The organism is Methylobacterium indicum (genome assembly GCF_001043895.1).
GTDB lineage: Bacteria > Pseudomonadota > Alphaproteobacteria > Rhizobiales > Beijerinckiaceae > Methylobacterium > Methylobacterium indicum.
Genome location: NZ_JTHF01000001.1, coordinates 33,813 through 59,826 on the forward strand (window position 1 = coordinate 33,813; position 26,014 = coordinate 59,826).

General features: G+C 71.7%; 23 protein-coding genes. 17 read left to right on the forward strand and 6 right to left on the reverse strand.

Annotation, left to right across the window (positions count from 1 at the left end):
- Position 1: 1 nt before the first annotated feature.
- The 15 genes from QR78_RS00160 (at position 2) to QR78_RS00230 (ending at position 18,043) form a co-directional block, all read left to right on the forward strand.
- Entirely contained in the window at positions 2-802 is an 801-nt protein-coding gene (locus QR78_RS00160) for a biotin--[acetyl-CoA-carboxylase] ligase (RefSeq protein WP_048425450.1), read from the forward strand.
- A 203-nt stretch (positions 803-1,005) separates the two neighbouring features.
- Positions 1,006-2,679 (forward strand): ribonuclease J, encoded by a 1,674-nt coding sequence (locus QR78_RS00165; protein WP_048425451.1) that lies wholly within the window; start codon positions 1,006-1,008, stop codon positions 2,677-2,679.
- Positions 2,680-2,855: 176 nt separating this feature from the next.
- A complete protein-coding gene (gene mce, locus QR78_RS00170; protein WP_048425452.1) occupies positions 2,856-3,260 on the forward strand; it encodes a methylmalonyl-CoA epimerase in 405 nt (134 codons plus the stop codon).
- A 2-nt stretch (positions 3,261-3,262) separates the two neighbouring features.
- Positions 3,263-3,598 carry a DUF1467 family protein gene (locus tag QR78_RS00175; RefSeq protein WP_053220736.1) on the forward strand — a complete coding sequence of 112 codons (336 nt, stop codon included), beginning with the start codon at positions 3,263-3,265 and terminating at the stop codon, positions 3,596-3,598.
- A gap of 494 nt (positions 3,599-4,092) precedes the next feature.
- Entirely contained in the window at positions 4,093-5,427 is a 1,335-nt protein-coding gene (proS, locus tag QR78_RS00180; RefSeq protein ID WP_048425454.1) for a proline--tRNA ligase, read from the forward strand.
- A gap of 4 nt (positions 5,428-5,431) precedes the next feature.
- The gene (locus QR78_RS00185) at positions 5,432-6,742 is read left to right on the forward strand and encodes a lipoprotein-releasing ABC transporter permease subunit (RefSeq protein WP_082171519.1); all 1,311 of its coding nucleotides are present in this window, start codon (positions 5,432-5,434) and stop codon (positions 6,740-6,742) included.
- Positions 6,743-6,859: 117 nt separating this feature from the next.
- Entirely contained in the window at positions 6,860-7,561 is a 702-nt protein-coding gene (locus QR78_RS00190) for an ABC transporter ATP-binding protein (protein ID WP_048425455.1), read from the forward strand.
- A 244-nt stretch (positions 7,562-7,805) separates the two neighbouring features.
- Positions 7,806-10,484, forward strand: a complete 2,679-nt coding sequence (ppdK, locus tag QR78_RS00195; protein ID WP_048425456.1) for a pyruvate, phosphate dikinase — start codon at positions 7,806-7,808, stop codon at positions 10,482-10,484.
- Positions 10,485-10,751: 267 nt separating this feature from the next.
- Complete coding sequence (locus QR78_RS00200) at positions 10,752-12,482, forward strand: adenylate/guanylate cyclase domain-containing protein (protein ID WP_053220737.1); 1,731 nt, start codon at positions 10,752-10,754, stop codon at positions 12,480-12,482.
- 136 nt (positions 12,483-12,618) lie between these two features.
- Positions 12,619-13,851, forward strand: coding sequence for a cell wall hydrolase (locus tag QR78_RS00205; protein ID WP_244276236.1), 1,233 nt, complete (start codon positions 12,619-12,621; stop codon positions 13,849-13,851).
- A gap of 620 nt (positions 13,852-14,471) precedes the next feature.
- Entirely contained in the window at positions 14,472-15,077 is a 606-nt protein-coding gene (locus QR78_RS00210) for a hypothetical protein (protein WP_048425457.1), read from the forward strand.
- A gap of 200 nt (positions 15,078-15,277) precedes the next feature.
- A complete protein-coding gene (gene acuI / locus QR78_RS00215; protein WP_048425458.1) occupies positions 15,278-16,285 on the forward strand; it encodes an acrylyl-CoA reductase (NADPH) in 1,008 nt (335 codons plus the stop codon).
- Positions 16,286-16,334: 49 nt separating this feature from the next.
- The gene (gene greA, locus QR78_RS00220) at positions 16,335-16,796 is read left to right on the forward strand and encodes a transcription elongation factor GreA (protein WP_048425459.1); all 462 of its coding nucleotides are present in this window, start codon (positions 16,335-16,337) and stop codon (positions 16,794-16,796) included.
- Positions 16,797-17,091: 295 nt separating this feature from the next.
- Positions 17,092-17,586, forward strand: a complete 495-nt coding sequence (locus QR78_RS00225) for a YciE/YciF ferroxidase family protein (RefSeq protein ID WP_048425460.1) — start codon at positions 17,092-17,094, stop codon at positions 17,584-17,586.
- Positions 17,587-17,629: 43 nt separating this feature from the next.
- Complete coding sequence (locus QR78_RS00230; protein ID WP_048425461.1) at positions 17,630-18,043, forward strand: VOC family protein; 414 nt, start codon at positions 17,630-17,632, stop codon at positions 18,041-18,043.
- A gap of 10 nt (positions 18,044-18,053) precedes the next feature.
- Here the strand turns inward: QR78_RS00230 and QR78_RS00235 are convergent, their stop codons facing one another.
- The 6 genes from QR78_RS00235 to QR78_RS00260 form a co-directional block, all read right to left on the reverse strand.
- Complete coding sequence (locus QR78_RS00235) at positions 18,054-19,043, reverse strand: glucokinase (protein WP_048425462.1); 990 nt, start codon at positions 19,041-19,043, stop codon at positions 18,054-18,056.
- Positions 19,044-19,109: 66 nt separating this feature from the next.
- Complete coding sequence (locus tag QR78_RS00240; protein WP_048425463.1) at positions 19,110-20,060, reverse strand: 3-hydroxyacyl-CoA dehydrogenase family protein; 951 nt, start codon at positions 20,058-20,060, stop codon at positions 19,110-19,112.
- 256 nt (positions 20,061-20,316) lie between these two features.
- The gene (locus QR78_RS00245) at positions 20,317-21,465 is read right to left on the reverse strand and encodes an NADH:flavin oxidoreductase/NADH oxidase (RefSeq protein WP_048425464.1); all 1,149 of its coding nucleotides are present in this window, start codon (positions 21,463-21,465) and stop codon (positions 20,317-20,319) included.
- 8 nt (positions 21,466-21,473) lie between these two features.
- The gene (locus QR78_RS00250; protein WP_048425465.1) at positions 21,474-22,502 is read right to left on the reverse strand and encodes a cyclase family protein; all 1,029 of its coding nucleotides are present in this window, start codon (positions 22,500-22,502) and stop codon (positions 21,474-21,476) included.
- A gap of 67 nt (positions 22,503-22,569) precedes the next feature.
- The gene (locus QR78_RS00255) at positions 22,570-23,793 is read right to left on the reverse strand and encodes an ABC transporter substrate-binding protein (RefSeq protein WP_082171517.1); all 1,224 of its coding nucleotides are present in this window, start codon (positions 23,791-23,793) and stop codon (positions 22,570-22,572) included.
- A gap of 177 nt (positions 23,794-23,970) precedes the next feature.
- Positions 23,971-24,657 carry a histidine phosphatase family protein gene (locus QR78_RS00260; protein ID WP_048425466.1) on the reverse strand — a complete coding sequence of 229 codons (687 nt, stop codon included), beginning with the start codon at positions 24,655-24,657 and terminating at the stop codon, positions 23,971-23,973.
- A 142-nt stretch (positions 24,658-24,799) separates the two neighbouring features.
- Here QR78_RS00260 and QR78_RS00265 point away from each other — a divergent pair, with 142 nt between their 5' ends.
- Positions 24,800-25,213 carry a PaaI family thioesterase gene (locus QR78_RS00265; protein WP_048425475.1) on the forward strand — a complete coding sequence of 138 codons (414 nt, stop codon included), beginning with the start codon at positions 24,800-24,802 and terminating at the stop codon, positions 25,211-25,213.
- A 104-nt stretch (positions 25,214-25,317) separates the two neighbouring features.
- Positions 25,318-26,014 (forward strand): MFS transporter (locus tag QR78_RS00270; RefSeq protein ID WP_048425467.1); only part of this gene is annotated, 697 nt, incomplete at its 3' end.

Below are 26,014 nucleotides of genomic sequence, written 5' to 3' on the forward strand. Positions count from 1 at the left end.
CATGACCTTCGTGCTCGACCCCGCGGCCACGGCCGCGGGATACCGCCTCGAGGTCCATGACAGCCTCGCCTCGACGAGCACGCAGGCCCTCGATCGCGCCCGCGCGGGCGAGACCGGCCCGCTCTGGGTGGTCACCCGGGAGCAGACCGGCGGACGCGGCCGGCGCGGCAAGGGCTGGAGCTGGATCCCCGGCAACCATGCCGCGAGCCTGCTCTGGCCCGTGCCGCCTTCCCTCGCGCCCGACCGGGTCGCGACGCTGGGATTCGTCGCCGGCGTCGCGGTCGAGCGGGCCCTGCGCCGGGCCTGCGGTCCGGGTGCGGATGGACGCGGGCCCGATTTCCGGCTCAAATGGCCGAACGACGTGCTGCTCGGCGGCGCCAAGCTCGTCGGCATCCTCCTCGAGATGGAGACCCTGCCGGATCGCCGCGCGGTGGTGACGGTCGGGATCGGGATCAACGTGGCGGGCGCACCGGACGGGCTGCCCTACGCCGCGACCTCGTTGGCCGGAGCCGGTCACGCGGTCGATGCGCCGGGCCTGTTTCGCCTGCTGACGGGCGCTTGGATCGAGGCCGAGCGGCTCTGGGACGAGGGCAGGGGCTTTTCCCGCATCCGCGAGGCCTGGCTCGCCGCGGCGGCCGGACTCGGTGGTCCGGTGACGGTCCAGGCCGGGGGGCGTAGCGCGACCGGGACCTTCGAGACGATCGACGAGGGCGGGCGCCTCGTGGTGCGGCTGCCGGATGGCGGCCATGTCGCGGTCTCGGCCGGCGAGGTGCATTTCGGGACGGCCGCCACGGCGGCGTGACGCGAGGAGGCGGACCGGCGCCGTGACGGCGACGACGCGTCCCTGAGGGAGAGACGTTTTTACGGCGGGGCGCCCCCTGGGCGCCGCCGCCGCGCGGCCGTTTCCGGCCGGATACGAACATGACGGCGCCGTGACCGTGACGGCAGACGAGGCCGTTCCTCGAGTAGGACCGCGACGGCGGTCCATGCAGCAATGGTATGGGAATGTCGAACAAGGGAGATGAGCTGATCTTCGTGCCCCTCGGCGGGGTGGGCGAGATCGGCATGAATGCGGGCCTCTACGGCTTCGGGCCGCCTAAAGCTCGCAAGTGGATCATGGTCGACCTCGGCATGGGCTTCGCCAGCGAGGAGCATCTGCCGGGCGTCGACCTGATGTACCCGGATCTCAGCTTCGCCGAGGAGCACCGCAAGGACATCCTCGGCATCCTGATCACCCACGGGCACGAGGACCATATCGGCGCCATCGGCGAGATGTGGCCGAAGCTGAAGGTGCCGATCTACGCCACCCGCTTCACCAAGAACCTGATCGAGGCCCGCCGCCTCGGCGAGCCGGGCGCGCCCAAGGTCGACATGCGGGAGGTGCCGGCGGACGGGCGCCTCCAGCTCGGCCCGTTCTCGATCGAGTACGTGCCGGTCGCCCACTCGATCCCCGAGGCGAACGCCCTCGCGATCCGCACTCCGCTCGGGATGGTCCTGCATACCGGCGACTGGAAGCTCGACGACACGCCGGTCGCCGGCAACTCCACCTCGGAGGAGACCTTCACCCGCCTCGGCGAGGAGGGCGTGCTGGCGCTGGTCTGCGATTCGACCAACGTCACCCGCGAGGGCCGGTCGCCGAGCGAGTCGGAAGTCTCGCAGCACCTCGCCGAGCTGATCCGCAACGCCCCGCACCGGGTCGCGGTGACGACCTTCGCGTCGAACGTCGCGCGCATGCGCGCCGTCTGCCTCGCGGCGCAGGCCTGCGGCCGCGACGTGGTGGCGGTCGGCCGGGCCATGGACCGGGTGATCGACGTCGCGCGCGAGTGCGGCTACCTCGACGGCCTGCCGGAGATCCGGGGCGCCGAGGCCTACGGCTACCTGCCGCGCGAGAAGGTGGTGGCGCTCCTCACCGGCTCGCAGGGCGAGCCGCGGGCGGCGCTGGCCCGCGTGTCGCGCGAGGAGCATCCCGAGATCGCGCTCGCCGCGGGCGACCGGGTGATCTTCTCCTCGCGGGCGATCCCCGGCAACGAGCGGGCGGTCGGTGCGATCATCAACGACCTGATCGAGGCCGGCATCGAGGTCATCACCGACCGGACCGAGCTCGTCCACGTCTCCGGCCACCCGCGCCGGGACGAGATGGCGGCGATGTACCGCTGGACCAAGCCGCAGATCGCGGTGCCGGTCCACGGCGAGGCTTTGCACCTCGCCGAGCACGCGACCTTCGCCCGCAAGCAGGGCGTCGAGAAGGTGATGAAGGCCCGCAACGGGACCCTGATCCGGCTGGCTCCCGGCGAGCCGGAGATCGTCACCCGGGTCAAGAGCGGTCGCGTCTACAAGGACGGCAACGTCCTCGTCGATGCGAACGACCGCGCCATCCCCGAGCGGCGCAAGCTCGCCTTCACGGGCATCGTCTCGGTGGCGGTGGCCCTCGACCGCAACGGCGAGATCAAGGGCGAGCCGTCGATCGACCTGATGGGCCTGCCGAGCTACGGCCGCAAGGGCGAGGTCATCATCGACGTCGTCGGCGACGCGGTCGAGCGGACGCTCAACGGCCTGTCGCGGGTCAAGCGCCGCGACTCCGAGGCGGTCGAGAACGCCGTCGACCGCGCGATCCGCTCGGCCGTCAACGAGGTGTGGGGCAAGAAGCCCGCCTGCCACGTGATGGTCGTCGAGGTGTGACGAGAGCGGGGGCGTCGCCCCGATGCGATTTCCGACCCTCCCCCCTCTGCGGGGGGAGGGGGCTCTCCGAGCTTCAGGCGCTCAGCGTCTAGTCACAAGGACGGGTTGATGCCGTCGCGCCGTTGGAGCCAAAACCCAAGAACAGATCATCCCTCGGGGATAACGGAGGAACACCCATGATCGGCCGGCTCAACCACGTCGCCATCGCGGTGAAGGATCTCGAGGCCGCAGCCAAGGTGTACCGCGACACGCTCGGCGCGACCCTGTCGGCGGCGCTGCCGCAGCCGGAGCACGGCGTGACGGTGATCTTCGTGGAGCTGCCCAACAGCAAGATCGAGCTGCTGGAGCCGCTGGGTGCCGATTCGCCGATCAACGCCTTCCTGGAGCGCAACCCGGGCGGCGGCATCCACCACGTCTGCTACGAGGTCGACGACATCCTGGCGGCCCGCGACCGGATGAAGGCGCAAGGCGCCCGCATCCTCGGCTCGGGCGAGCCGAAGATCGGCGCCCACGGCAAGCCGGTGCTGTTCATGCACCCGAAGGACTTCCTCGGCACGCTGGTCGAGCTGGAGCAGGCCTGACCTTGATCGCCGACCTCCTCGACCGTGCCACCGCCTCGATCCCCCGCACCCTCGCGGTGTGCGTGGTCCTGATGCTGCCGATGCTCGCCCTGGCGGTCTGGGGCTTCCGCCTCAGCGCCTTCGGGGCGGGGGCTCTCTATTTCGTGGTCTGGTGGACGGTGCTGTTCGCGGTGCTGCCGTTCCGCGCCGCGCCCGACGGCACCGAGGTCGTGGTGCCGGGGCAGGATCTCGGCGCGCCGCACAAGCCGCAAATGCGCCGCAAGGCGGTGTGGACCACGCTCGTCTCCGACGTGGTCTTCGTCGTCGCGGTGGCGGCCTTTCCTCTCGCAGGGCTGTAGCAGAGCCGCGGCGTTCGACGCCGCGGTCGCCCGCATGGTCCGGGCTTCATTGTCGTTCGAAGCACAAAATAAAAAAGCAAGGCTCGGAAGCCTTGCTTGATAGCTTTCTGAATGTTTTCGCCAGTCCATATTCTATTATTCACCCCGTTGGGTGTTGAGGCTGGCTATTCCTCCCGAGACTCGGACCTTGCGCGGCGCCGTTCGGCCTGCCTGCGCATCATCGCGATGCCGCTTATAGGAACAAGAATTCGCATTGTCACCACCTTTCCAGCAGGTTGATGCGTTTTTTTGCATGGCAACCGCATTTTCCTCCTTCGCCCCGCTTCCGGCGCGGGGAGGGACGCCGACGGAGGCGCCGCGGCGGGCAGCGCGTCGCGTTTCATGTTTTGCGAACGGGGCCGGAAGCGTGCAAAAGGGCGATCCCCGGGGATCAACCCGCCCCGGCGGGGCCGCGAGCCCCCGTAAAGCCACTGCCTGCCACGCCAAGGTCGACCATGCGTCTCAGCCGCTACTTCCTGCCCATCCTGCGCGAGACGCCCAAGGAAGCCGAGATCGTCTCGCACCGCCTGATGCTGCGCGCCGGCATGATCCGCCAGGAGGCGGCCGGCATCTATGCCTGGCTGCCGCTGGGCCTGCGGGTGCTCAACCGGGTCGCGGACATCATCCGGGCCGAGCAGGACCGCTCGGGCGCCGTCGAGCTCCTGATGCCGACGATCCAGTCGGCCGACCTGTGGCGCGAATCCGGCCGCTACGACGCCTACGGCAAGGAGATGCTGCGCATCAAGGACCGGCACGAGCGCGACATGCTGTTCGGGCCGACCAACGAGGAGATGATCACCGCGATCTTCCGCTCGGCTGTGCGCTCCTACAAGGATCTGCCGAAGAACCTCTACCACATCCAGTGGAAGTTCCGCGACGAGGTGCGGCCGCGCTTCGGCACCATGCGCTCGCGCGAGTTCCTGATGAAGGACGCCTACTCGTTCGACCTCGACCAGGCGAGCGCGCGGCACTCCTACAACAAGATGTTCGTGGCCTACCTGCGCACCTTCGCGCGGCTCGGCCTGAAGGCGATCCCGATGCGGGCCGAGACCGGGCCGATCGGCGGCGACCTCTCCCACGAATTCATCATCCTGGCCCAGACCGGCGAGAGCGAGGTCTTCTGCGACCGCGCCTATCTCGACTTCCCGACCCCCGACGCGACAATCGACTTCGACGACGTCGCCGGGCTCCAGGCGACCGTCGATCACTGGACCTCGCGCTACGCCGCGACCTCCGAGATGCACGACGCCGCCGCCTTCGCGCAGGTGCCGGCGCCCGAGCAGATGGCCGCCCGCGGCATCGAGGTCGGCCATATCTTCTACTTCGGCACCAAGTACTCGGAGCCGATGGGCGCGCGTGTCACCGGGCCCGACGGGCAGGAGCGCCCGGTCCATATGGGCTCCTACGGCATCGGGCCGAGCCGGCTCGTGGCGGCGATCATCGAGGCGGGCCACGACGAAGCCGGCATCGTGTGGCCGGATGCGGTGGCGCCCTTCGACGTCGCGCTCCTCAACCTCAAGGTCGGTGACGCCGCCACCGACGCGGCCTGCGCCAAGCTTCAGGGCGAGCTGGAGGCTGCCGGCCTGACCGTCCTCTACGACGACCGCGACGAGCGCCCGGGCGGAAAGTTCGCCACCGCCGACCTGATCGGCCTGCCCTGGCAGGTCATCGTCGGGCCGAAGGGTCTCGCCGACGGCAAGGTCGAAGTGAAGCGCCGCGCCACCGGTGCCCGCGAGACGGTCGCCCCCGACGCCGTGCCGGCCTACCTGCGCCAGAACCGGACGGCCTGAGCCGATGCCCCTTGCCGCGATTCGCGACCGTATCCCGAAGGTCGGTACCCTGTTCGCGGGGCGCGGCGGGGGCGGCACCCTGCCGTTCGCGCCGTTCGAATGGACGATCGCCGGGCGCTACCTGCGCACCCGGCGCAAAGAGGGCTTCGTCTCGGTCATCGCCCTGTTCTCGTTCCTCGGGATCATGCTGGGCGTGGCCACCCTCATCATCGTGCTCTCGGTGATGAACGGCTTCCGCAAGGAGCTGTTGAGCAAGATCGTCGGCATCAACGGCCACATCTTCGTGGCGCCGATCGACCGGCCGCTGACCGACTTCGCCGACCTGTCGGAGCGGCTCGGCAAGGTGGCGGGCGTCCACCTCGCCCTGCCGATGGTCGAGGGCCAGGCCTTCGCCTCGTCGCAGTTCGGCGGCTCGGGCGTGCTGGTGCGCGGCGTGCGGGCCGACGACCTGCAAAAAATTCCGTCGGTCGCCAAGACCATCCGGGGCGGCACGCTGGAGAACTTCGACGCCGCCGGCGGCGTCGCCATCGGCAAGCGGCTGGCCGAATCCCTCGGGCTCCAGGCCGGCGACACGATCACGCTCGCGACCCCGAAGGGCGCCACGACGCCGTTCGGCACCGCGCCGCGGATCAAGAGCTACAACGTCGCGGCGGTGTTCGAGGTCGGCATGTCCGAGTTCGACGGCACCTTCGTGTACATGCCGCTGACCGAAGCGCAGGCCTTCTTCAACCGCGACGGCGACGTCTCGGTGATCGAAATTTTCCTCGACAATGCCGATTCCGTCGGGGAGGCGCGGGGAGAACTGGAGCTTGCGGCCGAGCGCCCGGTGCTGATCACCGACTGGCGCCAGCGCAACCGCACCTTCTTCTCCGCCCTCGAGGTGGAGCGGAACGTGATGTTCATCATCCTCACGCTGATCGTGCTGGTGGCGGCGCTCAACATCGTCTCCGGCCTGATCATGCTGGTGAAGGACAAGTCGAGCGACATCGCGATCCTGCGCACCATGGGGGCGACGCGGGGCGCGATCATGCGGGTCTTCCTGATCACCGGCGCCTCGATCGGCATCCTCGGCACCATCGCGGGCTTCGTGCTCGGGCTCGTCTTCTCGGCCAACCTCACGGTGATCCAGCGCACGCTCTTCCCGGGCGCCTGGGACCCGACGGTGCGGTTCCTGTCCGAGATCCCGTCGGAGACCAACGCCAGCGAGGTCGTGGCGGTCGTCGCGATGTCGATGGTGCTGTCGCTGCTCGCGACCCTCTACCCGTCCTGGCGCGCCGCCCGGCTCGACCCGGTGCAGGCCCTGCGCTACGGCTGATCCTTCGTCCCGGCCGGGCGCTCGCCCGGCCCCGTACCCGAGTACCGTCCGGATGCCGTTGCCCGCCTTCCCCGAACGCCCCACCCCCCACGCCTCGGCGAGGGGCGCCTGACGCCGATGGACGACACCCAGCAGCAGCCGGTCCCGGCGCTCTTCCTCGCGCAGGTCGAGCGGCGCTACGCGCAAGGCGCCGGTCATCTCGAGATCCTGCGCGGGGCCGACCTCGCGATCTGGCCCGGCGAGATCGTGGCGCTGGTCGCGCCGTCCGGCACCGGCAAGTCGACCCTGCTGCACGTCGCCGGCTTGCTCGAGCGCCCGGATGCCGGCGAGGTCTATATCGGCGGCCAGCCGAGCGCCCGGATGGACGATGCCGCCCGCACCCGGATGCGGCGCGAGGAGATGGGCTTCGTCTATCAGTCGCATCACCTGCTGCCGGAATTCTCGGCGCTGGAGAACGTGGTGCTGCCCCAGCTGATCCGCGGCCTGGCGGCCAGGGAGGCGCGGGCGCGGGCGGGCGAATTGCTGTCGTTCCTCGGCCTCAAGGAGCGACTCGCCCACCGCCCGGCGGAGCTATCGGGCGGCGAGCAGCAGCGCGTCGCCATCGCGCGTGCGCTCGCCAACGGCCCGCGGCTGCTGCTGGCCGACGAGCCGACCGGCAACCTCGACCCGCAGACCGCCGGCCACGTCTTCGCGATCCTGGTCTCGCTGGTGCGGGCCTCCGGCGTCGCGGCGCTGATCGCCACCCACAACCTGGAGCTCGCCGCCCGGATGGACCGGCGGGTGACGATCCAGAACGGCCTCATCGTCCAGCTAGCGTGACCCGTCGTCGCCGGCCCGCCGGGCGCCACACCCGGTATCCGGCCCGGGCCCGGGGGAGGCGAGGCACCCAAGTCCTCCGAGCCCAGACCTCCGAGCCCAGACCTCCGGGCCAAAGTCCCCCACGCCCGGCACGTCCCGCCCCTAAGACTTTTGGATGACCCTGCCGTTCAGCTTGCGTTGGGCCGGGGAATGGTCCAACCCGGCGGGAACGTCAGGCGGCAGCCGCTACGAACGGACAAGTGACATGGCGAAGTGGGTCTACACCTTCGGCGACGGCAAGGCCGAGGGCAAGTCGGCGATGCGCGATCTGCTCGGCGGCAAGGGCGCGAACCTCGCCGAGATGTCGAATCTCGGCCTCCCGGTGCCGCCCGGCTTCACCATCACCACCGAGGTCTGCACCTACTACTACGACCACGGCCGGCAATACCCGCCGGAACTGGAGGGCGAGGTCGCCGGCGCGCTCGAAGCCGTCGGCAAGCTGACCGGGCGCCGCTTCGGCGATTCCGAGTCGCCGCTCCTCGTGTCGGTGCGCTCCGGCGCCCGGGCCTCGATGCCCGGCATGATGGACACGGTGCTCAATCTCGGTCTCAACGACGTCACCGTCGAGGCGCTGGCCCGCGGCGCCGGCGACGAGCGCTTCGCCTATGACAGCTACCGCCGCTTCATCACCATGTACTCGAACGTGGTGCTCGGCGTGGAGCACCACTCCTTCGAGGAGGTGCTGGAGCGCTACAAGGACGAGAAGGGCCTGACCCTCGACACCGAACTGGGCGCGGCCGACTGGAAGCACCTGATCGGCGAGTACAAGGCGCTGGTGAAGCGCGAGCTCGGCCAGGACTTCCCGCAGGACCCGCAGGCCCAGCTCTGGGGGGCGATCGGCGCGGTGTTCGGCTCGTGGATGAACCCGCGCGCCAACAAGTACCGCGAGCTGCATAGCATCCCGGCGAGCTGGGGCACCGCGGTCAACGTCCAGGCCATGGTCTTCGGCAACATGGGCGAGACCTCGGCCACGGGTGTGGCCTTCACCCGCAACCCCTCCACCGGCGAGAAGGCGCTCTACGGCGAGTTCCTGATCAACGCCCAGGGCGAGGACGTGGTGGCGGGCATCCGCACGCCCCAGGACATCACCGAGGTCGCCCGCATCGAATCCGGCTCCGACAAGCCGTCGATGGAGCGGGCGATGCCGGAGGCCTATGCCGAGCTCGTGCGCATCTACGGGATGCTCGAGCACCATTACCGCGACATGCAGGACCTGGAATTCACGGTCGAGACCGGGAAGCTCTGGATGCTGCAGACCCGCAACGGCAAGCGCACGGCGAAGGCCGCGCTCCGGATCGCGGTCGAACTCGCGGCGGAAGGCCTGATCACCCACCAGGAGGCGGTCGGCCGCGTCGAGCCGGCCTCCCTCGACCAGCTGCTGCACCCGACCATCGACCCGAAGGCCGAGCGCAAGGTCATCGCCACCGGCCTGCCGGCCTCGCCGGGCGCCGCCTCGGGCGAGATCGTGTTCAACTCCGAGGAGGCCGAGGCCGCCAAGAAGGCCGAGCGCAAGGTCATCCTGGTCCGCGTCGAGACCTCGCCGGAGGACATCCACGGCATGCACGCCGCGGAAGGGATTCTCACCACCCGCGGCGGCATGACCTCGCACGCGGCCGTGGTCGCCCGCGGCATGGGCAAGCCCTGCGTGTCGGGCGCCGGCCAGATCCGGGTCGATTACGCCGCCCGCACCCTGTCGGTTGGCGGCGTGACGCTGAAGGCTGGCGACCGCATCACCATCGACGGCTCGAACGGCCAGGTGATGCAGGGGTCGGTCGAGATGGTCGAGCCCGAGCTGTCGGGCGACTTCGCGGCGCTGATGGAATGGGCCGATGAGGTCCGCACCATGAAGGTCCGCACCAACGCCGAGACCCCCCTCGACGCCCGCACCGCCCGCAAGTACGGCGCGGAAGGGATCGGCCTGTGCCGCACCGAGCACATGTTCTTCCAGGAGGAGCGCATCGTCGCGATGCGCGAGATGATCCTGGCGGACGATGCGGAAGGCCGGCGCGCCGCGCTTGCAAAGCTCCTGCCGTACCAGCGCCAGGACTTCGTCGAGCTGTTCACCATCATGTCGGGCCTGCCGGTCACCATCCGGCTCCTCGACCCGCCGCTGCACGAGTTCCTGCCGCATTCCGACAAGGAGATCGGCGAGGTCGCCGCCGCCACCGGCGTCCAGGAGGACAAGGTGCGGCGTCGCATGAACGAGTTGCACGAGTTCAATCCGATGCTCGGCTTCCGCGGCTGCCGGCTCGCGATCCTCTATCCGGAGATCGCCGAGATGCAGGCCCGGGCGATCTTCGAGGCGGCCGTCGAGGCCGCCAAGCAGACCGGCACGCCGATCATCGCCGAGGTGATGGTGCCGCTGGTCTTCACCCGCACCGAGTTCGATCTGGTGAAGGCCCGCATCGACGCCATGGCGAAAGCCGTGGCGTCCGAGACCGGCACCGAGGTCGAGTATCAGGTCGGCACGATGATCGAGCTGCCGCGCGCCGCTTTGCGGGCCGGCGACATCGCCCAGACGGCGGAGTTCTTCTCCTTCGGCACCAACGACCTGACCCAGACCACTTTGGGCATCAGCCGCGACGATGCGGGCCGGTTCCTCGGGCCCTACACGCAGCGCGGCATCCTGGCCTCCGACCCGTTCGTGTCGATCGACCAGGAAGGCGTGGGCGAACTGGTGCGGCTGGCCGCCGAGCGCGGCCGGGCGGTGCGGGACAAGCTGAAGCTCGGCATCTGCGGCGAGCATGGCGGCGACCCGGCCTCGATCGCCTTCTGCCAGGAAACCGGCCTCGACTACGTCTCGTGCTCGCCGTTCCGCGTGCCGATCGCCCGTCTGGCGGCGGCGCAGGCGGCCCTCAAGGTGAAGGGCCGCGGCGAGGCGTGAGGCCCCCACGCGGCCTGCGCGTCGGGTCGCGTGCAGTCGCCTCTCCCCGCGGGCGGGGAGAGGGCTCCGGCGACTTCATGGTCGACGGAGCGAGGCGTGAGCCGAGGGTGAGGGGGAGGCTCCGGATGAGGCTCCGGAAACGCCCCCTCACCCTCGCCCTTCGGGCTCGCTGCATCCCCTGAACGGGGGTGGGATCTTCGATCCCCAGCAGCCCTCTCCCCGCCCGCGGGGAGAGGGGAAACCCGCGGCAGGAAAGAGTAAACCCCCATGCGCGACCCGCAGGCCGCCGTCGGCCCGGCCCCGGAGGCCGGCGCCCGCCTGTGGCGCGGCTCGCTCGCGCAACGCCTACGGCTGATCTCGGGCCTCGTCCTGTTCGCCTTCGCGGGTACGCATTTCGCCAACCACGCGCTCGGCCTCGTCGGCCTCGAGACGATGATGGAGGCGGCCCGCTGGCGGGTCGCTGTCACGCGCTCGCTGCCCGGCAGCCTGATCCTCGGTCTCGCGCTCGTCGCCCACGTCGCCTTCTCGCTGGTGCGCCTCGCCGAGCGCCGCACGCTGCGGATGCCGCCCTGGGAGGCGGCGCAGACGCTGCTCGGCTTCGCGATCCCCTTCCTGCTGGTGCCGCACGTCCTGGGCACCCGGATCACCAGCCTGGTCGACGGCACGCGGACCACCTACGCTTACGTGATCGTCCGCATCTGGCCCGACGGCATGGGTTTCCAGACCGCCCTGCTGCTGGTGGTCTGGCTCCACGGCTGCCTCGGCCTGCATGCCTGGCTGCGCCTGTCGCCGCTCTACCGGCGCATCGTGCCGCTCCTCGCCGTGCCGGTCTTCGGCCTGCCGGCGGCAGCGCTCGCCGGCATCGTCACGCAAGGGCGCCTGATGGAGCGCGACACGGTGCTGGCCCGCCGCTTCGAGGCGCCGGACCTCGCCGCCCGCTGGCAGGTGCCGCCCCTCGATTCGACGGTCGCGGCCTGGGGCGACACCGTCACGGGCGCGATCTACGCGGCGGTCGCGGTCGCGCTCGGCATCGTGCTGGTCCGGGCGGCCGCGACCCTTCGGGCCCGGCGCTTCACCGTTTCCTATGTCGGCGGCCCCACGGTGAAGAGCCTGGAGGGGCCCACGCTCCTCGAGATCAGCCGGGCGAATCGGGTGCCGCACGTCTCGGTCTGCGGCGGGCGCGGGCGCTGCTCGACCTGCCGGGTCCTGGTGGTGGGCGGGGAAGGGCACCTGTCGCCTCCCGGCGCCCAGGAGAGCGCGGCCCTCCGCGCGATCGGCGCGCCCGCCAACGTGCGGCTCGCCTGCCAGGCGAAGCCCAGCGGCGACGTGGCCGTGGTGCGCATCCTCGACCCGCGCCGCGAGAGCGCGGACCAGCACCTGACCAACACCGACGTCGCCGGCATCGAGCGCGAGGTGGCGATCCTGTTCATCGACATCCGCGGCTTCACGACGCTCTCCGAGCGCAAGCTGCCCTTCGACGTGGTGTTCATCCTCAACCGCTTCTTCGAGGCGGTCGGCCGGGAGATCGAGGCGGCGGGCGGCTGGATCGGCGGCTATGCGGGCGATGGCCTTCTCGCCCTGTTCACCCATGCCGACGGGATCGGCCCGGCCTGCCGCAGCGCCTTCACGGCCGCCGGCGAGGTCGACCGGGCGGTGACCGACCTCAACCGTCAGCTCGCCGCCGAACTGCCGAGCGCGCTCCGCATGGCGATGGGCCTGCATGCCGGCCCGCTGGTGCTCGGCCGCCTCGGCTACGGCGCGAGCCGGGGGCGCTCGGTGATCGGCCCGGCGGTGAACCTGGCGAGCCGGCTCGAATCCCTCGCCAAGGCCGCCGACGTGCAGATCGTCGCCTCGGCCGAGGCCGCGGAGCGCGCCGGGATCGGCCTCCAGGGCCTGCGCGTCGAGACCGTGGCGGTGCGCGGCGTAGCGGCGCCCCTGCCGGTGCTCTACGCCGCGCGGGCCGGCGACCTCGCCGGGCGTCTCGGCGCATCCGCTTAACCAACGCTCAACCATACCCGCCGACACTCCCCTTGACGATCGCGGGTCCCGCACGGGGCCGGCGGAGCGTGCGTAGAGTGGGGTCGGGACCTTGGGCAGGCGGTACGTGCGCAAGCGGGAGCTGCGCAGACGGCAGATGCGGCGGACGAAGGGCATGCGCTGGTTCGCCGCCGCCGTGGCGCCCTGGGCCGTGGGTCTCGGCGTCCTCGTCTCGTTCACGGCGTCCGCGGGCTACGAGACCTCGCTCGGCTCCAGCGCCGTCGCACGCCTCGTCCCGCGCGGGATGCCGCCGCTGCCGGAGCGCGGCCTCATCACCCCGGTCGGCCCGTCGCAGATCGGCCTGTCGGGACCCCTGCGCCTCGCCGTCGACTCCGAGCCTCTGCGCCCGGACCTGAAGGCGGATGCCCGCACCCAGCCGCTGGCCCAGCGCACCCACAAGACCGATCCGCTGGTCCCCGGCCGGGTCACCGGGGCCGGCCGGCCCCTCCCGGTGGCGAGCGGCTGGCTCGGCAGCACCGGCCCGAGCGTCGCGTCGACCTTCACCCCGGGCCCGGCGACCTGGAACCCGGACCTCGAGCCGCAGGAAGCCTTCGTGCCCCTGCCGGACACGGCGAGCGAGGCGGGCGCGAGTTCGCCCGCCGCCGGCGCGACGGCGCCGACCCGCGGGGCCGCCGCCGGCGGCCAGACCGCCGACAAGACCCGCGCGGCGAAGGTCCGGGACACCGAGACCCGGGCGGATCAAGGCGGCACCCCGGCGGTGCCCCGCGCCGTCGCCCTGTCCTCGACGACGCCGGCCCCGGCCGAGGCGACCCCGGTCGAGATCGCCGCCGGCGGCCAGATCTCGCCGCGCCTCGATCGCGACGCCCGGGCGGCCGTCACCACCGCCGCCCGCATCGCCCCCGAGGCGCTGCCGAGCGAGGACGCGAAGCGCCGCTACGCCGACCTCATCACCCCGGAGAACGCCGAGAAGGAGCAGCGCTGCCTCGCCGAGGCGGTCTACTTCGAGTCCCGCGGCGAGCCGGAGCAGGGCCAGGCGGCGGTGGCCCAGGTGGTGCTCAACCGCGCCAAGAGCGGCCTCTACCCGGCCAACATCTGCGGCGTGGTCTACCAGAACCGCCACCGCTACATGGGCTGCCAGTTCTCCTTTGCCTGCGAGGGCAAGTCGCTGCGCATCACCGACGACGCCTCCTGGCAGACCGCGACCCGCATCGCCCACGCGGTGGTCGAGGGCCGCACCTACCTCGCCGATGTCGGCGGGGCGACCCACTACCACGCCGATTACGTCAAGCCGCGCTGGTCGCGCCGCCTGCGCAAGATGGACGTGATCGGCCGCCACATCTTCTATCAGCTGCGGCCGGGACAGACCTGATCGACCGCTGGGCGGGCGTCCCGACGCGGCCGCCCCGCCCGGGCCGGGCGCGCCCGGCATCCGGGCCGGTCGCTGGCCTCAGGTGCCGTCGGGCTTGCCGTCCCGGCCCGTCTCTCCGGACTCCGATCGCCATAGCGATATCCCGCAAGGGCGGTCGCTGCCGACGCGGCTCAGGCTTCATGCCGATGCGGGTGGCAGCCGGCCCCTGTCCGAGCCAGGACCCACCCCGCCCGGGCTGGCCGCCGGTGCGCCGACGCGGCCTCGTGAGCCGCCCGCGAGCTCGGCACCCGATCACCGTCCGGGATGGACGGCGCCGCTCGACTCTTCCTCGTCGAAAAGTTCCGCTCGTCCACCGGCGAAGCGAGCTACGTGGTTTACCGCAAGTATAGAGAACGTGCCGGATTCGCAGGTTCCCGGGCCACCGAGGCGATCGACTCTCAGGCTTGCGCGATCCCCTCTGCAATTCACCGAAATACGTAGTAAATCCCGAGGGCAATTTTACCCTCTTCCGGGTTTCGGCTTGCCTGGCGGGCTCCGCACCGGCTTCACTCCCGGGCAAGCGTGGCGCTGGCGAGTGTCGCGCCAGCGTCTTTCCCCGCGACTCCCGAGGATCTCCGACCATGACCGCCCCGGTCACCCGTGCCATCGCCGCGACCGCGCTCGCGGCCGGCCTCGTCTCCGCCGCCCCGGCCCTCGCGGGCGGCTACGGCTGCACCACCGATTGCTACCGCCAGGTCTCGACGCCGCCGGTCTACGGCACGGTGTCCGAGCAGGTGATGGTGCGCCCGCCGCGCACGGTGAACCACGTCGTGCCGCCGGTCTACGACACCGTGTCCGAGCAGGTGCTGGTGGCCCCGGCCCGCCGCGTCTGGCAGACCTCGATCGACGCCTACGGCCAGACCGTCGGCTGCTGGGTCACGATCCCGCCGCGCTACGCCACCCAGACCCGCCGGGTGCTGGTGCGTCCGGCCCAGGTGGTGCCGCAGGTGATCCCGCCGGCCTACGCCTCCTACCAGCGCCGCGTCCTGGTCGAGCCCGGCCGCTCCGGCTGGGTGCCGGCCAATGGCGGCGGCTATGGCGGCGGCTACGGCGCCGGCCCGGCCCCGGGCGGTCTCGTCGGCGCGGGCCTCGGCCTCGCGGGTGCCGGCATCGGGCTCGGCGCGGCGGCGGTCGGTGCCGGCACCGGCCTCGTCTTCGGCGGCGGCAGCATCTACGACGGCTACTGAGCCGAGCCGATACGCGGCCCAGGTCCGCCTGGGCCTGCGCGGCCCGGGTCCGCCCGGGCGTTGCGCGGCCCGGGCCCACCCGGGCCTGTGCGGCCCGGGTCCGCCCTGGCCGCCGCCACCTTGCCGCCGGGGGGCTCGCGCCCCACAACCCGGTTCGGCGACGCGGCACGAAGGCCGCGCGCGGACAGGGAGGCGACGGCGTGGGTACCTTCAAGGCGGTGGTGATCGAGAAGGGCGAGGGCGGCGGGAAAGGCGAGATCAACCAGCGGGTCTCGCTCCAGGACTTCGACGAGGCCGGTCTGATGGACGGCGACGTCACCGTCCGGGTCACCCATTCCACCCTCAACTACAAGGACGGACTGGCCCTCACCGGCAAGGCGCCGGTGGTGCGGCGCTGGCCGATGATCCCGGGCATCGATTTCGCCGGCGTGGTCGAGACGTCCTCCCACCCGGACTGGAAGCCGGGCGACGCCGTGGTGCTGAACGGCTGGGGCACCGGCGAGACCCATCTCGGCGCCTATGCGGAAAAGTCCCGGGTCAAGGGCGACTGGCTGGTCGCGCTGCCGGCCGCCCTCACCCCCGAGCAGGCGATGGCGATCGGCACCGCCGGCTACACTGCGATGCTCGCCCTGCTGGCACTGGAGCGCCACGGTCTCACCCCCGAATCCGGTCCGGCCCTGGTGACCGGGGCGGCCGGCGGCGTCGGCTCGGTGGCGGTCGCGCTGCTGGCGCGTGCCGGGTGGCACGTCGTCGCCTCGACCGGACGGGCGGAGGAGGAAGCCGAGTACCTGCGCGGCCTCGGCGCGGCCGAGATCCTCGACCGGCAGGAGCTGAGCGCCCCGGGCAAGCCGCTCGGCAAGGAGCGCTGGGCCGCCGCGATCGACGCGGTCGGCTCGACGACGCTCGCCAACGCGCTGGCGATGACCCGCTACGGCGGCGCCGTCGCCGCCTGCGGCCTCGCCGGCGGCATGGACCTGCCGACCTCGGTCGCGCCCTTCATCCTGCGCGGCGTCGCGCTCTACGGCATCGACAGCGTGATGGCGCCGCTTCCCCTGCGCCGCGAGGCCTGGGCTCGCCTCGCCCGCGACCTCGATCCCGCCGCCCTCTCGGCGATGACCACGACGGTGCCGCTCGCCGACGTGATCGCGCGCGGACCCGAGATCCTGGCCGGGCGCACCCGCGGGCGGGTGGTGGTGACGATCGCCTGACCGCGCGGGCCGGCGGAACCTTGACGAGACCTCGCGCATTGCCCCTTTCATGAGCATTGCCTTCGTTCGTGAGAAGGAGGGCGGGGAGGCCTTCGAGGATCTCCCCGACCGCCCCGTCTCCCCGCATCCCAACTTCGTCACGCCGGAGGGCCTCGCCCTCATCGACGCGGAACTCGACCGGCTGCACACCGAGCATGCCGGCCTGTCCCCCGACGACAAGGCGAACATGGCGCGGGTGAACCGCGACCTGCGCTACTGGACCGCCCGGCGCAACTCGGCCCAGGTGGTCGAGCAGCCCCCCGGCGATACGGTGCATTTCGGCTCGACCGTCACCATCACGCGCGACGACGACAGCGAGCAGACCTTCCGCATCGTCGGCGAGGACGAGGCGGATCCCGCCAAGGGCACCATCGCCTACGTGGCGCCTCTCGCCCGCGCGCTCACCGGCAAGCAGGCCGGCGACACCGTCACGCTCGCCGAGCACGAGATCGAGATCGTCGCGGTGCGCTGAGCCCGATCCGGACGGGAGACGATCCGAAGGCCCGGCCTCGCCCCTCGCGTGTTTCCGCGGGCAGGGACGAGGCCGGGCCGACTTTTTTCGAGCCCGGCCGCTCTCGATCATCGGCCGTCACGGCCTCGGTCCCTTGCGGAGCATCGCGAGGGGTCGATGAAGCCTGGCTCGATCGAGGGGGCCGATCCGATCGCGCAGGCCCGTCGCGGTGATCCGGAGCGTATCCCCGCATCGGAACGAAGCCAGGCGACGCGGCGTTTCCGGGGGCGTTTCTGTACCCCATGGGAGCATATGCATGGCCGACGACAAGACCCTCCGGGCGCTGTTCCTGCATCAGCTCAAGGACACCTACTTCGCCGAGAACGCGATCCTGAAGGCCCTCCCCAAGATGGCCCAGGCCGCCCGCTCGGACGCCCTGCGGGGTGCCTTCGGCGTCCACCTGGAGGAGACCCGCGCGCAGGTGAAGCGCCTCGACCAGGTGTTTCGGATCGTCGGCGAGAAGCCCGAGGGCGTGACCTGTCAGGCGATCCAGGGGATCATCGCCGAGGGCGAGGAGGTGATGCGGGAATTCGCCGGCGGCGAGGCCCTCGATGCCGGCCTGATCGCCGCCGCGCAGGCGGTGGAGCATTACGAGATCACCCGCTACGGCACGCTGCTCGCCTGGGCGCGCCAGCTCGGCCTCGGCGAGGCCGAAGACCTGATCAAGGAGACGCTGGTCGAGGAGGAGAACACCGACGAGGTGCTGTCGGAACTCGCCGAGGACGCGGTCAACCCGGCCGCGGTCGCGTAACCGCCGGACCGCCCGGGCGTTGATCCGGCGGGAGGTGCCAGCCATGCCACCGATCGCCGGAATCCTCGAGACGGTCCTCTACGTCGACGATCTCGCGCGGGCCGCCGCATTCTGGGGCGGGCCGATGGGCCTGCCCTGCCTGCACGAGGACCATCGGATGCGGGCCTACGACGTCGCCGGGCGCGGCGTGCTGCTGCTGTTTCCCCGCGGCGGCTCGCTGACACCGATCCCGACGCCCGGCGGCACCATCCCGCCGCATGACGGGTCGGGCCCGCTCCACCTCGCCCTGTCGATCCCGGCCGATGCGCTCGACGCCTGGGAGCGGCACCTCGCGGCGCGGGGCATCGCGGTCGAGGGTCGCACCACATGGCCGCGAGGCGGCACCAGCCTGTACTTCCGCGACCCCGACGGCCACCTGGTCGAACTGGCGACGCCGGGGCTCTGGAAGGGATACTGACCGGTCCCGCTCACGCCACCCAGTGCTGCCCGTCATAGGCGAACCTGTCCGGCTGACAGGCGAGTGCCGAAAGGCCGGTGAGCGCCGGGTCGGCGATGGTGATGACGCAAGTCGGGATCTGCGTCATGCGATCGGAGAAGGGCGGCTTGTGCTCGAAGGCGCGGCGGAAGGTGCCGTCGTTCAGCACGTCGAGGATGCGGGGCACGATGCCGCCGCCGATATAGACCCCGCCGGTGGCGAGGAAGGTCAGGGCGAGGTCGCCGCAGAGCCGTCCCAGCAGCTTGGAGAAGACCTGCAGGGTGCGCCGCGCCGCCGGGTCCTCCCCGGACATGCCCCGCTCGGTGATGTCCTTCGGGTCGGCCTCGCCGCCGCCGAGACCGGCATGGAGCCGGGTGAGGCCGGGGCCGGAGAGCAGCGATTCGACGGTGATGCGCCCCTCGATCCGGGCGAGGTTCGGCCAGAACGCCGCTTCCTCCGCGTCGCTTGGCCCGAAATCGATGTGGCCGGCTTCCGTCGAGACGATGGCGAGCTGCTTGCCGTAGGGCACGAGCGCCGCGGCGCCGAAGCCGGTGCCGGGGCCGAGCACCAGCCGCGCCCCCCCATCGGGACAGAGCGTCGGGCCGATCTGCTCCAGGATCGAGCGGTCGCGACCCGCCGGATCAAGGGCGGCGGCGCCGGCCGCCACCGGGACGTAATCATTGACGACCCGGCAGCTCTTCAGGCCGAAGTCGCGGCCGATCCGCTCGCCCTCGATCACCCAATGGGCATTGGTGAGGTGGACCGACGGCCCATCGACCCGGGCAGCCACCGCCAGGATCGCGGAGCGGGGCGGGGCGACGTCGCTCGTGTCGAGCGCGGCCCGGATCGCCGCGCTCGGATCGGGAAAGGCGGCGGTCTTCTCGTGGGCGAGGACCACGGGCTCGGCCCCCGGCTTCTCCTGCACGGCGAAGCGCGCGTTGGTGCCACCGATGTCGCCGAACAGGACCGGGAACTCGAACATGGGCCGCCGCCTCGCTCCGCCTCAGGGCTACCGGTTATAGCGCCGCGGCGGCCCCGGTCGACCGGTTCACTCGCCTTCCATCCGGCCGACCTCCTTCATCGCCTGCTTGAGGGCGAGCAGCCGCCGGTCGCGGTCGCGGAACAGCTCGGCCGGGTCGCGCCCGCCCCAGTCGAAGAAGCCTTTTCCCGCCATCACGCCGGTGCGCCCCTGCGCCACCAGGTCGTCGACCGCCTCGGAGCGGGTACGGGGCGGGGGCGGGCTGTAGCTGGCATTGGCCAGCGCGTGGCGCAGCAGCTCGATGCCGGTGAAATCCGCCTTGGCGAGGTGGCCGAGGATCGGGATGCGCAAAGCGAGCCCGTGGATGATGGCGTCGTCGATCTCGCGGGCGGACGCCACGCCCTCGTCGAGCAGGTGGTAGACCTCGGCCGAGATCGCCGACTGGATCCGGTTGGCGACGTAGCCCGGGATGAAGCGCTTGAGCACGATCGGCACCTGGCCGAGGCCGAGCACGAGCTGGCGTGCCTCCTCGATCACCGCCGGATCGGTCTGCGGGCCCGGCACCACGTCGACGAGGTCGACGATGTAGGGCGGGGTGTACCAGTGCATCACGAGCGCCCGCGCCTGCCGGGCCTCCGGGATCAGCGGGAAGACGTCGAGGTAGCTGGTGTTGCTGGCGATCCGGGTCTCGGGATCGCAGAGCCGGTCGAGCTCGGCGAACAGGGTGCGCTTGGCCTCCGGGTTCTCGGTGATCGCCTCGATGACGAGGCTCGCCCCCGCCACCGTCGCGGCGAGGTCCGGTTCGAGGCGGATGGCCTCCGCCGCCCGCTCCGGCGTCCAGTCGGCGGACACCGCGCCGGCCTCCCGCAGGGTGTCGAGGGCGGAGGCGATCAGGCTCGGCACCCGCTCCAGGGTCTCGGGCCGGCTGTCCGTCAATCGCACCCGATGCCCGCCGAGCGCCAGCACCAGGGCGATGCCATGCCCCATCAGGCCGGCGCCGACGACTGCGATCTCGCTCATGGTGTCCTCCCGTTTCGATTGATTGTCGTTGCGTCGCGCCGTCCGCGATCGGCGTCGATCCGCGAATGCCGATTCATCCCTCTCGCACTCTCACCCTGAGATGCCTGGCGGGTGAAGATCGCAGACTGAGAGAAGCCTCGAAGGAGGGCTCCAGGACGCGCATCGACATCTGGAGCCCTCCTTCGAGGTCGGTCCATCGTCGATGGACCGACACCTCAGGATGAGGTCGTGGATGGGAGGGGCCGGATGACGAGGCTCACTCCCGCCACGGCCCCAGCCGGGCGATGTCCTTCTCCCGCCGCTCCAGCCACCAGCCGGCCTGGTGCGGCCAGGCCTCGAAGCCGGGCTCCGGCGCCCCGTCGAGGACGCGGCTGGCGCGCACCGCCCAGTTCGGGTCGGCCAGCGCCTCGCGGCCGACCGCGACGAGGTCGGCCCGGCCCTCCGCCACGATGGCGTCGGCCTGGCGCGGATCGACGATCAGGCCGACCGCCATGGCGGCGAGCCCGGTCTCCCGCTTCACCGCCTCGGCGAAGCCGACCTGGAAGCCGTAATCGCGCCGGATCCGGGCGGCGGTGGCCGAACCGGCGAGCCCGCCCGACGAGCAGTCGAGGACGTCGACCCCCAGCCCCCGCAACTCGCCCGCAAAGGCCAGGGTGTCGTCGAGCGTGATCCCGCCCTCGAGCCCGTCGACCGCTGAGACCCGCACGAAGAGCGGCTTGTGCGAGGGCCAAGCCTCGCGCAGCGCCCGGGCGATGCGCAGGGGAAACCGCATGCGCCCGGCCCGGTCGCCCCCGAACGCGTCCTCGCGCCGGTTGGTCAGCGGCGACAGGAAGGTGTGCAGCAGGTAGCCGTGGGCGGCGTGGAGTTCGATCACGTCGAATCCCGCCGCCTCGGCCCGCCGGGCCGCCGTCACGAACGCCTCGGTCAGGGCGTCGAGATCGTCGCCCGAGAGCTCGGCCGGCATCAGCCAGCCCTCGTCGAGGGGGATCGCGCTCGGCGCCACGATCGGCCAGGGCGCCTCGCCGCGGGCGATTTCCTGGGCCGAGAGCGGGCCGTTGCCCTCCCAGGGCCGCTGCATGCTGGCCTTGCGGCCGGCATGCGCCAGCTGCACCCCGGCCGCTGCGCCATGGGCCTTGAGAAAGGCCGCGACCCGGGCGAGCGCGGCGCCGTGCGCGTCGGACCAGATCCCGAGATCGCCGTGGGTGATGCGCCCTTCCGGCACCACCGCGGTCGCCTCCAGGATCACCAGCCCGGCGCCCCCGAGGGCGAGGCGGCCGTAATGGACGAGGTGGTAATCGCCCGCCATCCCGTCGGCCGCCGAATACTGGCACATCGGCGGGATCACGATGCGGTTGCGCAAGGCGACGTCGCGGAGGGAGACGGGGGTGAAGAGCGGCGCGGTCATGGGGTGGCTCACACGGTGGCGATCGGCGTCGTCGGCGAGCCGACCGCGCCGGGCAGCCGCAGGGGCGGCGCCGTCAGGAGGAAGCGGTGGCGCCCGTTGGCCCGCAGCCAGTTCGCCAGCGGCGTGAGGTGCCACAGCTCGCCGAGATTGACCCCGAGACGAAACAGGCAGTGCTCGTGCAGGGGGAGGGTGGCGCAGCACCCCTCCGCCGGCATCGCGGGGTGGACCTCGACCGCGTAATTGTCGGCGATGAGGGCGGCGAGTCCCGAATCGGTGATCCAGTTCAGGAGCTTGCGGTCGCGCCCGTCGAGGCCGGCGCAGAGGTCGTGGACGATCGCCGGGTCCGGGTTGCGGTTCATCCCGAGCAGCCGCTCGGCGAAGCCGGTATGCAGGCAGACCATGTCGCCCGGCTCGACCGTGACCCCGTCGGCGTCGAGGATGCGGCGCAGGCCGTCGTAGCCCACCGCCACCCGGGCCTCGCCGAGATGGGCATGGAGGTCGATCATCACGCCGCGCCCCTGCATGCCGCGCTCGGCCAGCCGCTCGATGCCGAGCGCCTGGGCGCGGGAGGGGGCGCCGGCCTCCTCCGGGGTGGCGGGGCCGGTGATGTCGGAGCCGGCCCGGAAGCCGTTGTAGTAGACCGGGCGCGGGGTGCCGTCGCCCTCGACGTCGAACAGCGAGCCGACATGGGCGAGGCTGTCCCACTGCGTCGAGTATTGCAGGTGGAGCACCGCGAGGTCGTCGCTGATCACGTCGGTGGCGTCGGGCACCTCCTCGCAGACCAGGAAGTTCATGTTCGGGCGGCCGCTCGCCCGCACGGTCGGGCGGATCTGCGGCGGGTGGCGGCGGGGGTTGAGCACGTTGCCGCCCGGATAGTCGAGGGGCAGGCTGAGGCAGAAGGTCAGGCCTTCGCGCACCTCGGCGGCGCCCTGGCGCACCTTCTCGGGGGTCAGGAGGTTGAGCCGGCCGAGCTCGTCGTCGGGGCCGAAATCGCCCCAGGTCGAGCCCTCCGGCCGGCGGCGCCAGCGCAGGGTCATGGTCGGGATCTCCCCTCACGGTGCGGCCGGACGGCGCGCCGGTCCGCGGCGCGCGCGCCCGCCGCCGTCACTTCTTCACCAGCGGGCAGCGCGAGGCCGAGAGCGGCTGGAACGCCTTGTCGCCCGGCACCGTAGCGACGCGCTTGTAGAGGTCCCACGGCCCCTTCGATTCCTCGGGTGTCTTGACCTCGAACAGGTACATGTCGTGGACCATGCGGCCGTCCTCGCGGATGCGGCCGCCGCGGGCGTAGAAGTCGTCGACCGGCATGTCGCGCATCGCCTGCATCACCGGCGCGGTCTCGTCGGTACCGGCCTTCCGCACGGCCTTGAGATAGTGCATCACCGTCGAGTAGACGCCGGCCTGGGACATGTTCGGCATCTTGCCGACCCGGTCGAAGTAGCGCTTCGACCAGGCCCGGGTCTCGTCGTTGAGATCCCAGTAGAAGCCCTCCGTCAGCAGCATCCCCTGCGTCGCCTTGAGACCCAGGCTGTGGACGTCGCTGATGTAGACGAGAAGCCCGGCGAGCTTCTGCCCGCCTTGCGTCAGGCCGAACTCGGCCGCCTGCTTGATCGCGTTGGTGGTGTCCGCCCCCGCATTGGCGAGGCCGACCACCTTGGCACCCGACCCCTGCGCCTGGAGCAGGTAGGACGAGAAGTCGGCCGTGTTGAGCGGCACCCGCACCGCGCCCCGCACCGTGCCGCCATTGGCCTTCACCACCGCGCCCGCGTCGCGCTCGAGGTCGTGGCCGAAGGCGTAGTCGGCGGTGACGAAGAACCACGAATCGCCGCCGGCCTTGACGGTGGCCTGCGCGGTCGAATTCGCCAGCGCGTAGGTGTCGTAGGCCCAGTGCACCGAGACCGGCGAGCAGGCCTCGTTGGTGAGCCGCACCGCGCCGGGGCCGTTGAACACGATCACCTTGTTCTTGGCCTTGGCGATGTCGGCGGCGGCGAGCGCCGTGGCGGAGGCCGCCACGTCCAGGATCGCGTCGACCCCGCCGGTGTCGAACCAGGCCCGGGCGGTGGTCGCCGCGATGTCGGGCTTGTTCTGGTGGTCGGCGACCACGACCTCGACGGGGGCGCCCAGCACCGTGCCGCCGAAATCCTCCACCGCCATGCGGGCCGCCGCGGCGCTGCCGGGCCCGGTCACGTCGGCATAGGGCCCCGACATGTCGAGCAGGAAGCCGAGGCGCACCACGCCGTCGGAGATCGTCTGGGAAGCCCTGGGCGCCGGCGCCGTCTGCGCACGCGCCGTCCCCTGCCAAGCCACGACCTGCAAAGTCATGCCCGGCATCGCGGCGACGAGCGTCGCCGCCAGAAGCGTTGTCCTCACCCGGTCCGTCCTTCGTCGAAGACGTTCGTTCGTGCGGTACGCCGTCGAGGGCGCCCGGATGCATGGTCCTGACAAGCGCCCCCGGTTGTCAACCGCGGGCGAAGCGGGGCGGGCCGGAAAAATCGGTATGGGGGTGCCTCACGCGGCCGGTCCGGCCCCCTCCGTCGCCCCGAGCCAGGGTTGGGCATTCACCATGCCGACGCGCCAGCCGGCGCCGTCCGGGCCGTCGTAATGGTCGAGGCGGGTGAGCGAGCAGTTCTCGATCGCGAAGGCGAGGCCCCCCTGGGGCGGCAGGTTCAGGGCGAGCGCGAGGGCGGCCCGGATCGTGCCGCCATGGGCCACCGCCACGATGTCGCGTCCGCTGTGCTCGGCGGTGAGCTCGGCGATGGCGGCGCCGACCCGGGCCGAGAGATCGGAGAAGCTTTCGCCGCCCGGCGGGCACTCGTCGGCGGGGGCGAACCAGTAGCTCGCCGCAAGGGGCTGGCGCTCGGCGAAGAACCGCGCCCGGTCCTGGCCCTGCCAGGCGCCGAGATTCTGCTCGGCCAGGGCCGGGAGCGCGGTGAGCCGCGGGCCGCTGCCGTCCACCGTGAAATCGCCGGCCTGCCACAGGGCCTCGGCGGTCTGCCGGGTGCGGCCGAGATGGCTCGCGACCCAGACCGCGCCGCGGGGCAGCACCGGGGCGAGGGCCGAGAAGACGTGGGCGTCGCCGCAATCGCAGGCGATGTCGGCGCCGCCATAGATGCGGCCGCCATCGCCCCGGACGGGGGCGTGGCGCACCCACCACCAGCGGGTACGGACGAAGGAGGAGGGGGGAGAGGCGCTCATGTCCCCACTCTTAGCACCGTGCGAAAGCGCCGCCAGGGCGTCACCACGGAGACAGGAGGAAGAACCGCCGAATTGCCAGGCCGGCGAACTCTCCCCATACGGGCCCGGATCAAGCTGGAGCGGATGCGAGCGGGAGCGGATGATGGACGAGGCGGATCACGGCAACATCTACGGGGCGACCATCCCGTTCGCGCATCTCTGCGGCATCGAGGCGCTGGAGGTGGTGGACGGGCGCACGCGCCTGCGCCTGGCGCTCGGGCCGCAGCACGGCAACAACCTCGGCATCGCCCATGGCGGCATCCTCTGCACGCTCCTCGACATCGCCATGGGCACGGTGGCGCGCCTCACCGCCGGCCGGCCGGTGGTGACCCTCGACATGCAGACCCGCTTCCTGTCCCCCGGCCACGGCGTGCTCCTGGCGGAGGGCCGGGTGACGCGGGCCGGCCAGTCGATCCTGTTCTGCGACGCCGAGATCCGCGACGAGGCGGGGCGGGTGGTGGCGACCTCGACCGGGGTGTTCAAGCCGATCGGCGTGAAGGAGCAGGCCAAGGCGTAGAGCGGGTTTTGGGGCGGGCCGCCGAGGTTTCTGATCGGTTTCGGGTTCCCCTGGCGGCGTCGGGGGCCATCTCCGTTCCGGCACGGTCCGATCGAAAGGCCCCGATGACGCACCCTTCCGCCACCCGCGCCGCCCCCGGCGGCGCGATCGAGCCCGACGCCGCCGTCGGCGGCGTGATCGAGACCGATGTCTCGGCCCGGCTCGACCGGCTGCCCTGGGGCCGGTTCCACACGCTCGTGGTGCTGGCGCTCGGCATCACCTGGGTGCTCGACGGGCTCGAGGTGACGCTGGCCGGCGCGCTCGCCGGTGCGCTCAAGGCGAGCCCGACGCTGCAATTCTCCAACGCCGAGATCGGGCTCGCGACCTCGAGCTACCTCGCCGGCGCGGTGCTCGGCGCCGTCGGCTTCGGCTGGCTCACCGACCGGCTCGGGCGCAAGAAGCTCTTCTTCATCACGCTGGCGGTCTACCTCGCGGCCACCGCCGCCACCGGCCTGTCCTGGAGCCTGTGGAGCTTCTGCCTGTTTCGCTTCCTCACCGGGGCCGGCATCGGCGGCGAGTACACGGCGATCAATTCCACCATCCAGGAGCTGATCCCGGCCCGGGCCCGCGGCTGGACCGACCTCGTCATCAACGGCAGCTTCTGGCTCGGCGCGGTGCTCGGCGCCGGCACCTCGCTCGTCGTGCTCGATCCCGCCCTGTTCGGACCGGATCTCGGCTGGCGCGTCGCCTTCGGGCTCGGCGCGTTCCTCGGCCTCGTCATCCTCTTTCTGCGCACCTGGATCCCCGAGAGCCCGCGCTGGC

Coding starts and splice junctions, on each gene's coding strand:
- QR78_RS00160 (WP_048425450.1), top strand. CDS start 2: ATGACCTTCGTGCTCGACCCCGCGGCCACGGCCGCGGGATACCGCCTC.
- QR78_RS00165 (WP_048425451.1), top strand. CDS start 1,006: ATGTCGAACAAGGGAGATGAGCTGATCTTCGTGCCCCTCGGCGGGGTG.
- mce (WP_048425452.1), top strand. CDS start 2,856: ATGATCGGCCGGCTCAACCACGTCGCCATCGCGGTGAAGGATCTCGAG.
- proS (WP_048425454.1), top strand. CDS start 4,093: ATGCGTCTCAGCCGCTACTTCCTGCCCATCCTGCGCGAGACGCCCAAG.
- QR78_RS00185 (WP_082171519.1), top strand. CDS start 5,432: ATGCCCCTTGCCGCGATTCGCGACCGTATCCCGAAGGTCGGTACCCTG.
- QR78_RS00190 (WP_048425455.1), top strand. CDS start 6,860: ATGGACGACACCCAGCAGCAGCCGGTCCCGGCGCTCTTCCTCGCGCAG.
- ppdK (WP_048425456.1), top strand. CDS start 7,806: ATGGCGAAGTGGGTCTACACCTTCGGCGACGGCAAGGCCGAGGGCAAG.
- QR78_RS00200 (WP_053220737.1), top strand. CDS start 10,752: ATGCGCGACCCGCAGGCCGCCGTCGGCCCGGCCCCGGAGGCCGGCGCC.
- QR78_RS00205 (WP_244276236.1), top strand. CDS start 12,619: ATGCGGCGGACGAAGGGCATGCGCTGGTTCGCCGCCGCCGTGGCGCCC.
- QR78_RS00210 (WP_048425457.1), top strand. CDS start 14,472: ATGACCGCCCCGGTCACCCGTGCCATCGCCGCGACCGCGCTCGCGGCC.
- greA (WP_048425459.1), top strand. CDS start 16,335: ATGAGCATTGCCTTCGTTCGTGAGAAGGAGGGCGGGGAGGCCTTCGAG.
- QR78_RS00225 (WP_048425460.1), top strand. CDS start 17,092: ATGGCCGACGACAAGACCCTCCGGGCGCTGTTCCTGCATCAGCTCAAG.
- QR78_RS00230 (WP_048425461.1), top strand. CDS start 17,630: ATGCCACCGATCGCCGGAATCCTCGAGACGGTCCTCTACGTCGACGAT.
- QR78_RS00235 (WP_048425462.1), bottom strand. CDS start 19,043: ATGTTCGAGTTCCCGGTCCTGTTCGGCGACATCGGTGGCACCAACGCG.
- QR78_RS00240 (WP_048425463.1), bottom strand. CDS start 20,060: ATGAGCGAGATCGCAGTCGTCGGCGCCGGCCTGATGGGGCATGGCATC.
- QR78_RS00245 (WP_048425464.1), bottom strand. CDS start 21,465: ATGACCGCGCCGCTCTTCACCCCCGTCTCCCTCCGCGACGTCGCCTTG.
- QR78_RS00250 (WP_048425465.1), bottom strand. CDS start 22,502: ATGACCCTGCGCTGGCGCCGCCGGCCGGAGGGCTCGACCTGGGGCGAT.
- QR78_RS00255 (WP_082171517.1), bottom strand. CDS start 23,793: ATGCCGGGCATGACTTTGCAGGTCGTGGCTTGGCAGGGGACGGCGCGT.
- QR78_RS00260 (WP_048425466.1), bottom strand. CDS start 24,657: ATGAGCGCCTCTCCCCCCTCCTCCTTCGTCCGTACCCGCTGGTGGTGG.
- QR78_RS00265 (WP_048425475.1), top strand. CDS start 24,800: ATGGACGAGGCGGATCACGGCAACATCTACGGGGCGACCATCCCGTTC.